This is a genomic window from Terriglobia bacterium (assembly GCA_020072645.1).
Classification (GTDB): domain Bacteria; phylum Acidobacteriota; class Terriglobia; order Terriglobales; family Acidobacteriaceae; genus Angelobacter.
Map to the genome: position 1 here is coordinate 77,459 of JAIQGK010000001.1, position 15,666 is coordinate 93,124.

At 56.2% G+C, this 15,666-nt stretch carries 14 protein-coding genes and 1 pseudogene; 4 read left to right on the forward strand and 11 right to left on the reverse strand.

Annotation, left to right across the window (positions count from 1 at the left end; translation table 11 throughout):
* The first annotated feature begins 96 nt into the window (after window positions 1-96).
* Both LAO76_00340 and LAO76_00345 read left to right on the forward strand, forming a co-directional pair.
* On the forward strand, window positions 97-591 hold the full coding sequence (locus LAO76_00340; GenBank protein ID MBZ5489363.1) for a MarR family transcriptional regulator: 495 nt from the start codon (window positions 97-99) through the stop codon (window positions 589-591).
* Entirely contained in the window at window positions 588-2,462 is a 1,875-nt protein-coding gene (locus LAO76_00345) for a chloride channel protein (GenBank protein ID MBZ5489364.1), read from the forward strand. The genes LAO76_00340 and LAO76_00345 overlap by 4 nt, the downstream gene beginning before the upstream one ends.
* 59 nt (window positions 2,463-2,521) lie before the next feature.
* Here the strand turns inward: LAO76_00345 and LAO76_00350 are convergent.
* Window positions 2,522-2,777 (reverse strand): annotated as a pseudogene (locus LAO76_00350) (glutaredoxin family protein).
* 108 nt (window positions 2,778-2,885) lie between these two features.
* Window positions 2,886-3,356 carry a hypothetical protein gene (locus LAO76_00355; GenBank protein MBZ5489365.1) on the reverse strand — a complete coding sequence of 157 codons (471 nt, stop codon included), beginning with the start codon at window positions 3,354-3,356 and terminating at the stop codon, window positions 2,886-2,888.
* A gap of 108 nt (window positions 3,357-3,464) precedes the next feature.
* Between LAO76_00355 and LAO76_00360 the strand changes: the two genes are divergently transcribed.
* The gene (locus LAO76_00360) at window positions 3,465-4,004 is read left to right on the forward strand and encodes a DinB family protein (GenBank protein MBZ5489366.1); all 540 of its coding nucleotides are present in this window, start codon (window positions 3,465-3,467) and stop codon (window positions 4,002-4,004) included.
* Between the two features lie 71 nt (window positions 4,005-4,075).
* On the opposite strand, the gene LAO76_00365 is transcribed toward LAO76_00360, so the two are convergent.
* The 7 genes from LAO76_00365 to LAO76_00395 form a co-directional block, all read right to left on the reverse strand.
* Window positions 4,076-4,972: an FKBP-type peptidyl-prolyl cis-trans isomerase gene (locus LAO76_00365; GenBank protein ID MBZ5489367.1), complete on the reverse strand. Its 897-nt coding sequence runs from the start codon at window positions 4,970-4,972 to the stop codon at window positions 4,076-4,078.
* Window positions 4,973-5,088: 116 nt separating this feature from the next.
* Window positions 5,089-5,391, reverse strand: a complete 303-nt coding sequence (locus LAO76_00370; protein MBZ5489368.1) for a hypothetical protein — start codon at window positions 5,389-5,391, stop codon at window positions 5,089-5,091.
* Window positions 5,392-5,549: 158 nt separating this feature from the next.
* Window positions 5,550-8,006, reverse strand: coding sequence for an ATP-dependent Clp protease ATP-binding subunit (locus LAO76_00375; protein MBZ5489369.1), 2,457 nt, complete (start codon window positions 8,004-8,006; stop codon window positions 5,550-5,552).
* Window positions 8,007-8,212: 206 nt separating this feature from the next.
* The gene (locus tag LAO76_00380) at window positions 8,213-8,926 is read right to left on the reverse strand and encodes an ABC transporter ATP-binding protein (GenBank protein MBZ5489370.1); all 714 of its coding nucleotides are present in this window, start codon (window positions 8,924-8,926) and stop codon (window positions 8,213-8,215) included.
* The gene (locus LAO76_00385) at window positions 8,923-9,168 is read right to left on the reverse strand and encodes a hypothetical protein (GenBank protein ID MBZ5489371.1); all 246 of its coding nucleotides are present in this window, start codon (window positions 9,166-9,168) and stop codon (window positions 8,923-8,925) included. The genes LAO76_00380 and LAO76_00385 overlap by 4 nt, the downstream gene beginning before the upstream one ends.
* Window positions 9,161-10,420 (reverse strand): ABC transporter permease, encoded by a 1,260-nt coding sequence (locus LAO76_00390; GenBank protein MBZ5489372.1) that lies wholly within the window; start codon window positions 10,418-10,420, stop codon window positions 9,161-9,163. The genes LAO76_00385 and LAO76_00390 overlap by 8 nt, the downstream gene beginning before the upstream one ends.
* 28 nt (window positions 10,421-10,448) lie before the next feature.
* Window positions 10,449-11,045 (reverse strand): hypothetical protein, encoded by a 597-nt coding sequence (locus tag LAO76_00395; GenBank protein MBZ5489373.1) that lies wholly within the window; start codon window positions 11,043-11,045, stop codon window positions 10,449-10,451.
* A 25-nt stretch (window positions 11,046-11,070) separates the two neighbouring features.
* Between LAO76_00395 and LAO76_00400 the strand changes: the two genes are divergently transcribed.
* Window positions 11,071-11,901: an HAD hydrolase-like protein gene (locus tag LAO76_00400; protein MBZ5489374.1), complete on the forward strand. Its 831-nt coding sequence runs from the start codon at window positions 11,071-11,073 to the stop codon at window positions 11,899-11,901.
* Window positions 11,902-12,096: 195 nt separating this feature from the next.
* Here LAO76_00400 and LAO76_00405 read toward each other — a convergent pair whose 3' ends face one another.
* Both LAO76_00405 and LAO76_00410 read right to left on the reverse strand, forming a co-directional pair.
* A complete protein-coding gene (locus LAO76_00405; GenBank protein ID MBZ5489375.1) occupies window positions 12,097-13,239 on the reverse strand; it encodes a lactonase family protein in 1,143 nt (380 codons plus the stop codon).
* Window positions 13,240-13,418: 179 nt separating this feature from the next.
* Entirely contained in the window at window positions 13,419-15,632 is a 2,214-nt protein-coding gene (locus LAO76_00410) for a hypothetical protein (protein MBZ5489376.1), read from the reverse strand.
* Between the last annotated feature and the right edge of the window lie 34 nt (window positions 15,633-15,666).

Below are 15,666 nucleotides of genomic sequence, written 5' to 3' on the forward strand. Positions count from 1 at the left end.
TAATTTAAAAGGGCCCTCAACCGGGTTTGGTAGCCGGCTGAAGGCCCAGGCTCGAATCTAGCAGAATGCTGGTATTATGTCGCGAGGCGATATAAAATGTCAAAGGGAAAAAATTTGCGTCCTCTCACTGAGCCGGAATATCTGGCGTTAGGGGAATTTCGTTATCAGTTGCGCCGGTTTCTCCGGAATATGGAGGAGTCCACGCGGCTTTTGGGGGCCAATCCTCAGCAATATCAATTGATTTTGGCCATTAAAGGGCTGCCCAAGGATATGGAGCCCACCATCACCAATCTGGCTGAGAGAATGCAGCTCAACCACAACAGCATGGTGGAACTGGCTGACCGCTGTGAGGAGCACAACCTGCTTCGCCGCACGCGTCCCGCCACAGATCGCCGCCAGGTTTCGCTTTCCATCACTCCCGATGGCGAAACGCTGCTGCGGAAGCTTGGCGTCGCGGCTCGCCAGGAACTGCGCGATGCAGGACCGACCCTGGTGGAAGCGATCCTTCGCCTGACCGGAGACGGCCGAGCCAGAGATGCAAAGACAGAGACACGGCCACGAACAGGAGTAACCAAGAAATCTGGACAATGAAAGAACCCACCCAGGAAAAGTCATCCCTCGCGGAAAATCTAAACATTGCACCAGCGGGAACGCTTGGAGATTTCACCACAACATGGCGAGTACTGCCGATCTCAGGGCTTGCCCTGGTTATTGGCGTCCTGTCTGCGTATGTTGCCGTCGTGCTGCTCAAGCTGATCGCCTTCTTCACCAACGTCTTTTTCTTTCATCGCCTGAGCACTGTGCCGGCTTCACCGGGTGACTCTCACCTGGGCCTCTGGGTAATTCTTGTGCCTGTGATTGGCGGGCTGGTTGTGGGGCTGATGGCCAAGTTTGGCTCGGACAAGATTCGTGGTCACGGCATCCCGGAGGCGATTGAGGCCATTCTTCTGCGAGGAGCCAAGGTGGAACCGCGCCTGGCTGTGCTCAAGCCCGTCTCCACGGCTATTTCCATCGGCTCTGGAGGACCGTTCGGCGCGGAAGGCCCAATTATCATGACGGGCGGTGCATTCGGCTCTCTCATCGCCCAATTCTTCCATCTTTCATCGGCTGAGCGAAAGACGCTTCTTGTAGCCGGCGCTGCGGCCGGCATGTCTGCTACGTTTGCCGCACCCTTTGCTTCCATCATGCTCGCAGTTGAGCTGCTATTGTTCGAATGGAAGCCACGTAGCTTTATTCCGGTTGCCCTGGCCAGCATCACGGCTGCGGCTGCCCGCGTGCACTTGCTGGGTGGCGGCCCAATTTTTCCCGTTCCAGCCCATGAAGTTGTGTGGGCGCCCGCCGTTCTCTTTGGTTGTTTGCTCGCGGGGTTGCTGAGCGGCGGCCTTTCCGCGCTACTTACGCAACTGGTCTATGCCTTTGAAGATGCATTTCTTCATCTCAAAGGAATCCACTGGATGTGGTGGCCGGCAATCGGAGGTTTGGGTATCGGCATTGGCGGTTATTTTTATCCTCGCGCGCTCGGCGTTGGTTATGACGTTATCCAGCAGGTCTTGCAGGGCAATGCCACCGTCAGGCTGATTCTGGGCGTTCTCATCGTTAAGTGCCTCATCTGGAGTTTTTCCCTGGGATCAGGGACATCCGGGGGCGTACTGGCTCCATTGCTCATGATGGGCGGCGCTCTGGGTGCTGTGGATGCGCTCTTCCTGCCGCATCAGGGAGCTGGTTTCTGGCCGCTCATCAGCATGGGCGCCATGCTGGCCGGGACGATGCGCTCACCTCTCACGGGTGTAATTTTTGCTTTCGAGCTTACCGGCGACTATCACTCCATACTGCCTCTGCTGATCGCCTGCGTCAGCGCGCATACCTTTACCGTACTGGTCATGAAGCGGTCCATCCTTACGGAAAAGATCAGCCGTCGCGGCCATCATCTTTCCCGCGAGTATGTGGTTGATCCTTTGGAAGCTCTCGCCGTGGAGGATGTAATGCGGACGAACATTACCGCCTTTCCGGCAGAGAGCACGATTGCTGAATTGGAAGCCGCTCTGGCCCACAATGACAATCCACGTGGCCAGCGCGTCTATCCTGTGATTAATGGCGATCAGCACCTGCTGGGCGTGATTACTCGCTATGATCTTCTCACTGCCATAGAAAACCAGCGTGATGGCCATCACGGGAATGTTCAGCTCTCGCAGGTAATAGCAAAAGCGCCAATCGTGGCATTTCCTGAAGAGCCTTTGCGTCTGGTGGTAAATCGCATGGCGGCGACAGGACTCACACGCTTTCCCGTGGTGACGAAAAATGGCGGCCCCAAGCTAGTAGGGCTGATCGGGTTGCAGGACCTGCTGAAGGCCCGCGAACTGTCCGTGGCCGATGAACTTCACCGCGAGCGCATTCTGCGCCTGCGCCTGCCTCCATCATTGCGTTGGAGACGGCCCGCGGAAAAGAAGCTGCCGCGCAATTAAAAAGCCAGGTGGATGCAGTCGCATCCACCTGACCTGCTTTGCTTCAGAAGCGTTTTGATTTATTCGCTTACACCAAACAGCTCCGCCATTTCCCGATATTTGAAACCTTCTCCGGGGAATGTATGGCTGTACCCAGTCGCCATTGATCACAAACTGTGGAATGGCGCGTTTGCCGGTGCGCTGGATTACTTCCTCGGCGGCTCCGGGCGTCTCTTCGATATTGATTTCGTCATAGGAAATGTTGTTCTGGGCGAGCCAGCGTTTGGCGACATGGCAATCGCGGCACCAGGGGGCTGTATAGACGGTTAGCTTCATACGCAGTTATGTATTAGATGAAACGCGGGGCGGTGAAGGTGCAGAATTGCCGCTTTACTCCAGCTCTGGTCCAGAACTTGCAAACCGCCATCGACCAAGCACTGTGATTCAGTCAAGTTTCGTTGCTTCCAGCTTTTCTCTCAGCTTCTTCAGGCAGCGGACCACGTCATCGCGGTTCTTGCCCGCGATCAGCCAGCGCGGCAGAGCCGACGAAAGGCGACGGCTGGAGCGGTTCGGCATCCTTTCTTCCCGCAAATCGGCGGCAATAAACTGCTCCATAAACTCCAGATGCGGGCGGTTCAGGATCCACAAGACATTCTTGTGGCACGGCATCCTGAGCCAGAGCGGCCCCCGCGTGAAGAGGTGAAATCCCGCGGGCATCATCCATTGATGACCGCAATGCAGGCAGCTGCATCGGCCAAAGCGCACAACCATCCCCCTGGGCTGCCGGGGAAATAGGAACTCCAGCAGGGTGGCGCATTTCTTGCATTTTTCGCACACCACCAGAATGGGATGGGCCGGCGGCATGAATGCGCTCAGTCTTAAGTCCTCGCGCACCTGCATGCGTTTTTCGGCCATGATGCCGCCTATTCTACAAGACGAAAGCGGATGGGGCCTGCTGCCCATCATTTGCTGAGTCGTGTGGCCCGCGAAATATATCCAATCACCGAATCTGGAGGAGGATCGATGCAGGAAACAGTTCAGGAGTACACCCAACGATTATTAAGTTACAGCGAAGGCAAAGATCCCTTGCGTTCGCAGCAGGCCGCACCCATCAAACTGGCTGCCCTGCTGAAAGGGAAGACCGGCAAACAATTGACGCGTCGGCCTGCGCCGGACAAATGGTCGGTAGCTGAAATCGTGGCCCACCTGGCCGATGCGGAACTCGCCATCGCCTGGCGGCTCCGTCAAGTCCTGACAAACAATGCGGTTCCTATCCAGCCTTATGATCAGGACTTGTGGGCGAGGACGTTTAATTATGCTCGCCGTGATCCGCGGCAATCGCTCGTGAATTTTCGTACCTTGCGCGAAGCCAACATTGCTCTGCTCAAATCAGTTCCGCGAAAGCTCTGGGAAAATTACGGCGTCCACGCGGAGCGCGGCAATGAAACCGTCAATCACGTCGTCAAGATGGTGGCAGGGCACGATCTGAACCATCTGCGGCAGGTGGAAGCAATTTTGAAGAACGGCAAAGAGAAGAACGGCAATAACAAAAAGCGCGCCTAGGAAACGCATGCTGCATTGCAAAAGGGGCCGTCTCTTGTGCTGACGGCCCCCTCAATGAAGCGAATGAATCTTTATTTCTTCGGCGTAGGTGATGCAGCCGGGGTTGGTGACGAAGTTGCACCACCTGCTGGAGTCTTGTCCGGCGCGGCTCCTGGAGCAGGAACTTTGTCAGGCGGCGGGTTCTTTTCTTTGATCGATACCAATTCCACTTCAAAGATCAGTGTGGCGTTGGGACCAATAGGTCCTCCCGGCGTGCCGCGAGGTCCGTAAGCCAGATCAGGGGGAATGAACAGCTGCCATTTTGAACCCACGGGCATCAGTTGCAGCGCTTCCGTCCAGCCCTTGATAACGCCGGTGACCGGAAATGTTGCCGGCTCTCCGCGTTTATAGGAGCTATCAAATTCTGTGCCGTTGATCAGCGTGCCTTTATAGTTGCATACCACGCTGTCCGTAGCAGTCGGCTTGGGGCCGCTGCCTTCCTTCAGAATCTTGTACTGCAAGCCGCTGGGAAGCGTTACAACGCCTTGCTTGGTCTTGTTGGCGGCCAAAAACGCATCGCCTTCCTTCTTGTTGGCCTCACCCTCTTGCGCGGCTTTGGCCTGCTGCTTTTCCTGCATTTCCTTCTGCAGTTGCATGAGCGCGGAGCGCGCTTCGTCTTCCGTCAGCAATGTTTTGCCGCCAGCCAATGCATCTTTCATGCCCTGGATCAGCGCGGCGCTATCCACGTCAATTGCCTGGCGATGCAGGCCCGTGCCCCAGTTCATGCCTATTGCGTAGCTGGCTTTCTGCTTGCTGGTAGTGAGCGCAGTAACGGCCTCTTCCTTGGTCGCTGTGCCGGTTTTCTTGGCGGTGGGTGGAGATTTCTTGGCTGCAGGCGCAGCCGGCTTCTTGGCCGGCTGAGTCTGGCTTGGGGCCGCGGATGTTTGCGCTACCGCGTTTCCCAGCAGTACCACCCCAGCGGCCAACATGGTTCTTACTACGATCAAAAGTTTTTTCATGGTTCTATTGTCACATTGCTCTAAAAACAGCGCAAATCCCGGGCCAACCGGCCGAGACAGGCCGGCATCCTTGTCAGTGTGCGATTTCAAAAGGCAAAAACGCTCCATGTTCTTGCCGTAACCGCAGCGTGCTGCTTGCTGCTTCTGATTGTTGCAGGCTTGGTTGTTCCGTCTCGCAGCGCTTTCGCGCAAAGCTCCTCGCCCACGCCGACTCCGACCGTTTCTCCGACTCCGGACTTTGCGCCGACACCCAGCCCAACTCCCACCGCGACTCCCAAAGGTCCGACCAGAATCATTTCCAGCCCTACTCCGAGTCCAACTTCAACTCCGACCGCGACTCCAACGCCGACGCCATTGTCTCCTGGCCTGAATGTTACACCAACTCCCACACCCACGCCTTTATCTGCATCTCGCTAGCTGCTTTCGTATAAACGCCTCAAAATCTCTATCCGGCTGAAAGGGTCAAGCCATTGCGCGACCCATTCTTAATAAAAAGCAAAACCCGCCAGTTTTTGCCGGCGGGCCTTGGTTAAATGCTGACTAGCGATTAGTTGCTGTAGAGCAGCACTCCATCGCTTTTCTCTGCGCCATCGCCCACAGGACGATAGAACAGCTGGTCGCCTTCAAGGTAAACCTCAATGAACGCGGGACGCGTCGTGATGGTCCCCTGAATCAGAGCTTCAGACAGCGGGTCTTCAATATACCGCTGCAACGCCCTGCGCAGCGGACGCGCGCCGTAGCTGCGGTCCACCAGCGTCTTATCCAGAATCCACCGCTTCGCTTCCTCGGTCACCGTGATCGTGATGTGGCGCTGCGCCAGGTTTCCATTGAGCTGCTGTACCAGCAGTTCCAAAATCTGGATCAGGTCCGCATCGGTCAGCGCCTGGAACAGAATCACTTCATCCAGACGGTTCAGGAATTCAGGATTGAACGTCTTCTTCACTTCCTGCTTGACCAGTTCTTCAACCTTGTCGTGGACGGTTTCTTCCTTGTCGAGTGAGAAACCGAGGCCTTTGCGCTTCATCAGGTGCCGCGCGCCGATGTTTGAGGTCATCACGATGATTACGTTCTTGAAATCTACCGTGTTGCCCAGTCCATCAGTGAGCTGTCCATCTTCGAGCACTTGCAACAGGATGTTAAATACATCCGGATGCGCTTTCTCGATTTCATCCAGCAGGACGACTGAATAGGGTGACCGCTTCACGCGCTCGGTCAACTGGCCGCCTTCTTCATAACCCACATATCCCGGAGGCGAGCCGATCAGCTTGCTGACTGAATGCTTCTCCATGAACTCTGACATATCGAAGCGAATCAGTGATTTCTCGCTGCCAAAGAGGAAGTGCGCCAGAGTGCGCGCGACTTCCGTCTTGCCCACGCCGGTCGGTCCCAGGAACAGGAACGAGCCGATGGGCCGGTGCGGTGACTTCAACCCGGCGCGCGAGCGGCGGATCGAGCGGGCCAGGGCGCTGATGGCCTTGTCCTGCGAGATCACGCGCTTGTGCAGCTCTTCTTCAACGCGCAGCAGCTTCTGTGTCTCTTCTTCCTTGATGGAGGTCACGGGTACGCCGGTCCAGCGGCTCACCACTTCCTCAATGTCCTCGCGGGCCACAACACCGGTGGAAGACTCATCAAGGTGATATTTCTCGCGCAGGGCGCGCAGGTTCTCGCGCTCCTTGCGCTCTTCATCGGAGTAGAACCGCGCCTTTTCGAACTCATGGTTCGCAATGGCGTTTTCCATCCGATGAACGATGAATTTGATCCGCTTCTGGACTTCCGTAATTTCTTCAGGAAGTGAAGTCTGGCGCAGTTTCACGCGCGCTCCGGCTTCATCCAGAAGGTCGATTGCCTTGTCCGGCAGGAAGCGGTCTGGAATGTAGCGATTTGAGTGATACACCGCGAACTGGATCGCTTCATCCGTATAGCTTACGGCGTGGAATTTTTCGTAGCGCTCTTTAATGCCGTAGATGATTTTAACCGCCTGCTCTTCACCCGGCGGCGGGACCTTTACGGCCTGGAAGCGCCGTTCCAACGACCGGTCTTTTTCAATCGACTTGCGGTATTCGCCCGGCGTGGTTGCGCCGATGCATTGAATTTCTCCGCGTGAAAGCGCGGGCTTCAGGATGTTTGCGGCGTCCAGCGAACCTTCCGCCGACCCGGCGCCTACGAGCGTGTGCAACTCATCAATAAAGATGATACAGTTCTGGCTCTCCATCAGCTCTTTCATGATGGTCTTCAGGCGCTCTTCAAACTGTCCGCGGTATTTGGTCCCGGCAACGATCAATGAAAGATCAAGGCCGAGAATTCTCTTGTCCGCCAGGAATGACGGGACGTCTCCATCGGCGATGCGCTGGGCCAGACCTTCAACGATCGCGGTCTTGCCTACGCCCGGTTCGCCGATCAGCACCGGATTATTCTTGGTGCGGCGGCACAAAATCTGGATGACGCGCTCAACTTCGCCTTCACGGCCAACGAGCGGATCAAGCTGGCTGTCCATGGCGGCCTGGGTCAGGTCGCGGGAGAACTCCGCCAGCAGGGAAGATTCGCGGTTGGAGCCGCGCTGGGGCTGGGCTTTTTCCTGCGTGCTGCGCGCCAGCTCTTCGCGGATAGCGCTCAGGCGCAGTCCGCGCTCGTGCAGAATTTCGGCGGCAAAGCACTTTTCTTCACGCAGCAATCCCAAGAGCAGGTGCTCCGTGCCAATGTGCTTGTGGCTGAGGCGTTCCGCCTCTTCCGCCGCGTAGGCCAATACCCGTTTGCATTCATTGCTTAAAGGCAGGTCCACTGACGTGGAGACCTTTTCACGAATCGTGGTATGCCCTTCAATCTGCTTGCGGATGGACTCTACCGACGCATGAGAGCGCAGAAAGCGGTTAGTCAACGCCTTGTCTTCGCGCAACAAGCCCAGCAGCAGGTGCTCCGTCTCTATATACGGAGAGCCGAACTGGCTGGCCTCGTATCTTGCAAAGAAGATTACGCGCCTGGCTTTCTCTGTGTACCGCTCGAACATATTCCCCTCACCCAGATGCTCCCAGTCACCTCTGCCGGAAACATCTCTCTGTCCTTCTGGCTGCGTACTGCGCACCCCACCAGAAAGAAGCCTTTCTGTCCTGCCAGCGACCCTCCGTCACGAGAGAGCGTCAAAATGCTGCGCCGGACAAACCTACCATCTGCCAAATCGGCAGAAAAACCTTAAACTGTCCCTCACCCTCCTCGCTAATTCAGCGATGCGGGCGACACTTCCTCTGCCATGCCGTGATGCAACCGCAATACACGATCGCAGCGGCGCGCAAACTCAAGGTTGTGGGTGACGATAAGGGAAGTGAGCCGGTATTCTCGATGAAGTCTCTGCACCAAAGCGAATACCATCTCCGCGGTACGGTTATCCAGGTCACCTGTTGGCTCGTCCGCCATCAGGATTCCCGGGCCTGTCACCAGAGCCCTGGCCAGGGCCACCCGTTGTTGCTCACCGCCGGAAAGCTCTCCTGCACGATGATGACTGCGGCCCTCTAATCCAACTTCCCGCAACCATACGCCGGCTTTCTCCATGGCTTTACGGTATGCGGTCCCTTGCATCAAGAGCGGCATTGCAACATTCTCCTGCGCCGTGAATTCCGGCAACAGGTAGTGAAACTGCCAGACAAAACCGATGGTCCGATTGCGAAAATCCGCTGCGGCATCATCTGTAAGTTTCGCTACGGGAATCTGGGCGCAGTATACGTCACCTGCGGAAGCACGATCAAGAGCACCAAGGATGTGCAACAAGCTGCTCTTACCGGCGCCGGACTCGCCCACGATAGCCAGCATTTCCCCCTTCCTCACCTGGAAGGACAAGTTTTCAAAGAGCACCAAATCTGTTTGACCAGACTTGTAAACCTTTTTAAGTCCACTCACGCGAACGATTTCGGGCTGCAGACCTGCTTGTTCTATTGGATGCACCGGCCCGCCTCAATGGTGCAACCCTGCCTGTTTCCCAGCATTTTCACTGCCTTTTGCATCGCGTGAACTGCCTGTTCATTAGAACCCATGTGACTAAAGTTAATCTCTAAAATTTCTGGTTCGAAACTTCTTGAGATTTCATTAAACTTCTTAATTCTTCCTAACAGCAACTCCAAGCCTTTCAACATCTTCCACCCATTGCGACCAACAAAGCAATGAGGTTTTTTACTCATAGCGTAATGCCTCCGCGGGCAAAACGCGCGCCGCTGACCAGGAGGGATATAGTGTGGCAACAAACGATATCAGCAGGGCTACCGCCGCAATCAATAGGCCATCAATCAGCCGAGGTGCAAAAGGTAGGTAGTCAATGGAATAAACTTCCGCAGACAAGGCCACAAAATGGTATTTCGCCCCGGCTATGGCCACGCCATAACCCACTATCAATCCCGCTACCGTACCGATCACTCCTATAAGCACTCCCTGGAACATGAAGATACCCCGGATTTGCCGTCGTTTGGCTCCCATGGAAATCAGCACAGCCACGTCCTTGGTTTTCTCCATGACCATCATGATCAGTGAAATCAGGATGTTCAGGGCCGCGACAAAAATGATCAACCCGATGGTCAGGAATGTCACAACGCGCTCCAGCCGCAGCGCCCGGAACAGCGCCCGGTTTTCGTCCATCCAGCTCTTGGCCACAAAGCCGGGCCCGGCTGCTTTCTCCAGGGCATTGCCTACTTCCTCAGCTTTATACAGGTCGTCGATCTTGAACTCTATGACGGATATCACAGTGTCCGGCAGGCTAAAAAGCCGTTGTGCGTCAGAGAGGCGAATAAAGGCCCAGGCACTGTCATAGTTATAGAAACCGGAGCGAAAAATGCCGGTGACCTTGAATTGCTGGTATTTAGGCATCATGCCAACCGGCGATAGTTCACCTTGCGGGCTGATAATCATGATGGTTGAGCCCACAGTGGCCCCGATAGTCTCAGCTAAGTCCTTTCCCAGCACTATCGGCGGAATCGCCCTGCCACTCTTGCAAGCCTCGTCTGTGTCCGCGCAAGGTTCCAGCGCGGCAGCGGAACCAAACTTTATGGTTTTCAGTAGCTCGCTCACCCGATTTTCATATTCCGGGATCACGCCTTTTACCAGCGCTCCGCTGGCCCGCGCCGCCCGTGACGCCATTACCTGCCCGTACATCGCCGGCGCGACTCCCGTAACACGAGGTTCTTTTGCCAGGCGCGTCATCAAGGCTCGCCAGTCTTCAATGCCATCATTCTGTGCGCGAACCAGGTTGATGTGCGATTGTGAACCCAGCAACTGGTCTTGAAGATCTTTCTGGAATCCTGCGTTGATGGAAAGAGCGATTACCAGAGAAGCCACGCCCGCTGTGACGCCGATGACCGAAATGACGGTGATAACTCCAATCACCGCCTGCCGGCGCTTGGCCCGGAGATATCGCGCGGCAACAAATAGCTCAAATCTCATCCCGCCCTCTCAGACCACGTTCGGCGGTTCATGCGGACACCCTTTGGAATGGCAAGGGGATCAGAGGCACGCGGGCTTTGTACTCGCGAAAGCGCTGCCCAAATCTTTTTTCCAATTCATTTTCCTCAATCCAGACCATCAATGGAAACGTTCCGAGCGCGCTGATTGCCAACAGAACAAAGCTGACTACAAGGCCGCTGCCAATCGCCCAGCCCGCAAGATTCAGCAGGTGGGCGACATATATAGGATGGCGCATGCGGGCGTGCAATCCAGTGGTGACCAATTCCTGCGCGTGTTCCTGCGGACGCAACTCGGCTTCACCGCTGAGCTTATGCGCTCCAAAGCCGGAGCGTATGTCCCTGTATGTCCTGAGACCAAAGAACAAAAGAAGCGCCGCCGGTGCCCACGTCCACAGAGAAGAGTAGAGCCGTTCCGAATGCCACGGCCATGTAGCCCAGGCGAGCGCGGAGATGATCGCTGCCCAGATCGGCAGCAACAGCCAGTATGGTGAGCGGTGCATTCCGCGCCAGAAATCGGCAAACGGATGGATGGCAAACCAGAAAAGCGGAATACTGCTGTAGAGCACACTCACCAGCCATGGGATGTGCAGCAGCTTCGCCTCCATGTTTTCGATTGTAGCAGTGATTAGAATGAATATTGCAGTATCCGGAGAGATGCCGCTGCCTGCCCAGACAAAAAAGACAAAAAAGAAGAAGAAGAATTTGGTCTCGCAACCACGCGTAAAGAATCGCCCAGTGCGCCAGCACGCGAAGCAGCTCATCCGCTGCGTGATCTTTGACCTGGACGATACGCTTTATGACTGCTTTGGCCAGCGCGTCCGCGTGGCCCACCGTTACGCCGCGCAAGCCATGGTGGCGGCCGGGCTCAAAGCAGATTCTGAAGCCGTTTATCGTGCCCGCATGCGCGCTTTCCGCACGGACCCGATGCTGCGCCATATCGATGCCGAGGTTTCGCGCCACTTCGGCGCGGAGAATCCCGAAGAAATAAGCCGCGCGGCGCGCGAGGCCTACTTCAATTGCCCTGTCGGCAAGCTCACGCTCTTTCCCGGATCATTGCCGCTGCTGCGCTTTCTGGCGAAACGAGGCGTTAGAAATTTCGTCGTCAGCTTTGGCGAACCCAGGACCCAGCACGCCAAAGTGAAAGCTCTGGGGCTCGACTGCGAGCCTTCCGTCGAAAAAATTTATTTTGCCGACCGTAGCAACCTACTCACCAAAGAAGCAGCCTTCCGCAAAATCCAGAAGAGGACACGACTGAAGCCGAGTGAGATTCTTGTTGTCGGCGACAGGCCGATGCGTGAAATCCGCGCAGGCAAAGAACTGGGAATGCACACGGTTCGCCTGCGTCACGGAGAGTTCAAGTCGCAGATGCCCGCAGGGCGGGAAGAAGAGCCGGATTACGTGATCGAAAATATTTCTGAGGTCAGGAATCTGCCGTATCACTGGGGCGACACAAAGAAATAAAGGTTCGAAAAAGCGGGGACCGCAGCTTGTTGTCCCCGCCGCTGCTCAGTCCGGTTGTTCCGCAACGATAGAGGCAGCAGGGGGCAGATTAAGAGCGAAGAAGCGTGCGCAGAGGGAGCGTGGCAGCGAGAAAAATAAATCGGGCCATCCGTGGGTGGATGGCCCGGACTTGCTTCCAAAGCTCAGTTTGCCCGCCTAGCGCGTGATGATCACTATGCCGGGTGGCGTCGGCTGCGGAAGAACTTGCAGCTTCTTCATCGCTCCGCTGCCCGGATCGAAGCTGTACTCTGTGATCTGGTTTGTTGAGCCGGGAAAATTGGGATTGGCGCCCTGCGCCACAAACACAAAACGCCCACTGGGATCCATGACCAGTCCGCCCGTGCCGTTCCCGGCGGCTTCTGAAGTCCCAATCTGACTGAAAGCTCCGGTAGCGGGATCGATGCTGAAGACGTGCACCACTCCGGACAGGTCAGGCACCAACAGGAACTTGTTTGAAGTGTGAACCACGACCTGCTGCGGGTTATCGAGGAAGAGCTGCGCTCCGGGCGTTGCTTTTCCTGATGCGCTGATCGTGTATTCCTGCAAGCTGAAATCGCTGGTGTCCAGCCCGTAGGCAAACGAGCCCGGATGCTGGATAGCAACCGATTCCTGGGCGTTGGTGCCCAGGATTTGTGCCGGGCCCAGAACGCCGCCAGGGCCGCGCGCATAGACGGTGAAGTCGCCCACGCCGTGGAACCCCTCGCCGCCCACGATCAGGAAGTTATCGTTCAGGGCCAGGCTTCCCGGAACATCGCAAAAGTCGCAGGCTTGGCCGAATGGGAACGGCGATCCTGCCAGTGGCGTGAGCATGCCGCCGGCACTGATGGCGAAGCCATAGAATCCAATCAAATTCCCGCTAGGGATATTGCCTTCCACGTAAAGGTTGTGTGCGTCAGCTGTGCCGCCGCTGGCGCCGGGAACGTTTACGCTGGAGACAAAGCTGGGAGCGCCGGAAGCCGGATCCACCTGATACGTGGAAACTGAGGTTCCGGAAAAAACCAGCAGAAAGCTTCCCGCCGTGCGGATGAATCCCTGAATGGCAAAGGGAGAGCCGGCCAATTGGCTGAGAGTGCCGTCAGGATTAAGTCGGAAACCGGTGATGGTGGTGGTATTGCTCAAATATACAAATGTCCCATGGGCAGCCGGAGTAGGCGTGGGGCCGGGACCGGGCGGTGTTGGCATTGGCGTTGGTGTGGGTGTAGGTCTTGGATTTGCACTCACGCCACCACATCCGGCGAGAGAAAGAACCAATAACAGAGCCAAGACAGGCACACTCCAGGTAGAGACGAAGTTTTTCATAGACTCTCCACCAGGGGAAGGTAGGTTGCTGCTGGATAAGAACGCACAAGTGAGCAGCAGGTTGGCTGATTATGTGAATTAGTAAGCGGTCGGCTCTTGTCAGAGAGATCAAGGCCGCGAATTAACGCGAATGAACACGAGTTAGCTCGATTCGCGCGGATTCGCGGCCAGTTTCCGAACTATTTCGTAACGTACTTCGCCGTCGCAACATTGTCCGCGCGATCATAAACCCGCACGACCACTACATGTTCCGCTGCCGGTGCAGGCGCTGCCACAGGAGCAGGCTTGCCTTTCTTGCGTTTCTGCTCCACCGGTTCTTCCGGTGCGGGAGGAGCATTGCTCAGCAGTACCGTGTAATCATAGTTCTCGCTCTTTGCATCAGAGAGCGCGCCCACGGGCTCAACATACTGCCAATCGCCCGCGTCAATGGAGTACTCAGCCCGCTTGATTGGAGAGCCATCATCGGCGGCATGGAAGGTGATGTGCAAATCCTGGCCTTCCACGCGGGCAGCCAGATTTTCAATGCGGGGCGCGGTATTATCTACTTCAAAACGCAAGCTCTGCTTTTCATCAGACAGCGCGTCTTCAGGGCTGTGTGAAGGCGCATCGCTGGCCGTCACCTTCACGGTGTAACCGCCATCGGGCAGCAGGCCGGATTCAAAGGAATAAAACTTGTCGGTCAGGTCGGATTTCAAGAGCTTCCATTCGCGCTCGTTATCGCCACGGTAATAAACTGAGTAAACCAGGTTGTCATCATTCTCATCATGTGCGGCCCAGCGGACGGCAATGGAACCCCGGTCTTTATTGGCAGTCGGCGGATTGTCCATGCGGTTGTTGCCAAACTGCTGTGGCGGCGGTCCCAGGTTTACGGCAACTGTTTCTGGCCCTGACATTTTTGGTTGCGGCTGAAAGCGCGCGCCCACCACGACCGCTACCTCGTCCACTACCGGCGCAACGTTCTTGGAAAGATAGTTAATTGCCACGTCATCGATTTGCGTTGGAGGATTGGCCGGCTTCAACACGGCGCGCCACTGAATAAATCGAGCTGCCGGGACTTCTGTGCGTGCATCTTTGGCCAGGTCAATGCGCGCCCACGAGCTCCAGTTGCGATCAGGATTATCCACGTTGCCGCTGCGCGCAAACAGTTCAAAGTTACCGCGCCCGCGGACCTCAGCTCGACCCCAGCGCGAGAAGATCTGTGCATCTTTCACGTCACTTTCAAACGTGCCTTCCGGTTCCGTGCCATTGCTCATCAGAAAGATCTTGCCCAGATTGCTGGTGGAACAATAAAGACCGCCGTTAGGCGCTTTGCTGAATGCGCTCACCTGGTTTGCCGTGGCCCGCAGCAGATCGGTATAGTCACCGTTTTTCTCAATCGCATACACACGGCCTTTGTTTCCCGTGCCTGCAATCAATCTCCCGGATGAATCAAATGCCAGCGCATAGACAATGTCATCATGCGAAGACCATATCTTTTTTGGAGAGCCGTCCGGCGCGATGCTGTACACATCTGATCCGGACAGGCTCACGTTGCCGCCAAGTGGGGCGGTTGCGGGCGGAGCGCCCGGCGCTGAAGGCGGCGCTACAGGGCCAGGCACACTTTGCTGCCCGCCAGAGCGCTTCTCACCGGTTCCGGCGGCGTAAATATTGCCGGCCGCATCCACGGCCAGCGCCGTGATTTCTTTCTTTGCCGCGCTGTAAAGCACAAATCCCTCACCTGTTGGCGAGATGCGATACACCAGACCGCTGCCGTCAGACCCGGCGATCAGGTTGCCCTTGGGATCAAACGCGAGCACACGCATGTGCGCTTCATCCGACTTAAAGAAGACAGCGCCCTGACCGTTTTTTTCGACGCGAAAAATTTCGCCGTTATCTCCCGTGGCGATGTACAAGCGGCCTTGCGCGTCGAACTCCATGTCCCATATGTATTTGGTTTTTGGATCAAAGAACGTTTCCGCTACGAATTCCGGGGCCGCCGCCGCGCTGCCCGGTTTGCGCGTGATTCGATATACCTTGCCATCGGGCGATGTGGCCGCGTAAACAGCGCCGTCCTGGCCCAGCGCAATGGATTGAACCTGCAATTCCTTGGGTTCAAAGATCACGCTGGATTTGCCATCGGGCGTTACGCGATAAACTCGCGCAGGCGCTCCGGTGGCGGCGTACACTACGCCGTCTTTATCCGCAGCTATGCTCCAGATAAAAGATGAAGGGCTGGTGTAGATGGCCTTGAATGCCGGAGCGAGTTCAATTTGTCCGGTGCTGCGGATGGCGATGCCGCGGGCCGTGCCTTTTTCAAATTCGTCGTAGCCGGTTTCTTTCCATTGGCGTGTGCCTTCAGCAACGGCCAGACTAACAAGAGCAATAACAATGAATACAGGAAGAAGTTTTTTCATCACTAATAAGGGTAACAGTTTCTAAAATCCCGAG

Coding starts and splice junctions, on each gene's coding strand:
- LAO76_00365 (MBZ5489367.1), bottom strand. CDS start 4,972: ATGTTGGCCGCTGGGGTGGTACTGCTGGGAAACGCGGTAGCGCAAACA.
- LAO76_00410 (MBZ5489376.1), bottom strand. CDS start 15,632: ATGAAAAAACTTCTTCCTGTATTCATTGTTATTGCTCTTGTTAGTCTG.
- LAO76_00400 (MBZ5489374.1), top strand. CDS start 11,071: ATGAATATTGCAGTATCCGGAGAGATGCCGCTGCCTGCCCAGACAAAA.
- LAO76_00345 (MBZ5489364.1), top strand. CDS start 588: ATGAAAGAACCCACCCAGGAAAAGTCATCCCTCGCGGAAAATCTAAAC.
- LAO76_00375 (MBZ5489369.1), bottom strand. CDS start 8,006: ATGTTCGAGCGGTACACAGAGAAAGCCAGGCGCGTAATCTTCTTTGCA.
- LAO76_00405 (MBZ5489375.1), bottom strand. CDS start 13,239: ATGAAAAACTTCGTCTCTACCTGGAGTGTGCCTGTCTTGGCTCTGTTA.
- LAO76_00385 (MBZ5489371.1), bottom strand. CDS start 9,168: ATGAGTAAAAAACCTCATTGCTTTGTTGGTCGCAATGGGTGGAAGATG.
- LAO76_00395 (MBZ5489373.1), bottom strand. CDS start 11,045: ATGGAGGCGAAGCTGCTGCACATCCCATGGCTGGTGAGTGTGCTCTAC.
- LAO76_00360 (MBZ5489366.1), top strand. CDS start 3,465: ATGCAGGAAACAGTTCAGGAGTACACCCAACGATTATTAAGTTACAGC.
- LAO76_00340 (MBZ5489363.1), top strand. CDS start 97: ATGTCAAAGGGAAAAAATTTGCGTCCTCTCACTGAGCCGGAATATCTG.
- LAO76_00390 (MBZ5489372.1), bottom strand. CDS start 10,420: ATGAGATTTGAGCTATTTGTTGCCGCGCGATATCTCCGGGCCAAGCGC.
- LAO76_00355 (MBZ5489365.1), bottom strand. CDS start 3,356: ATGGCCGAAAAACGCATGCAGGTGCGCGAGGACTTAAGACTGAGCGCA.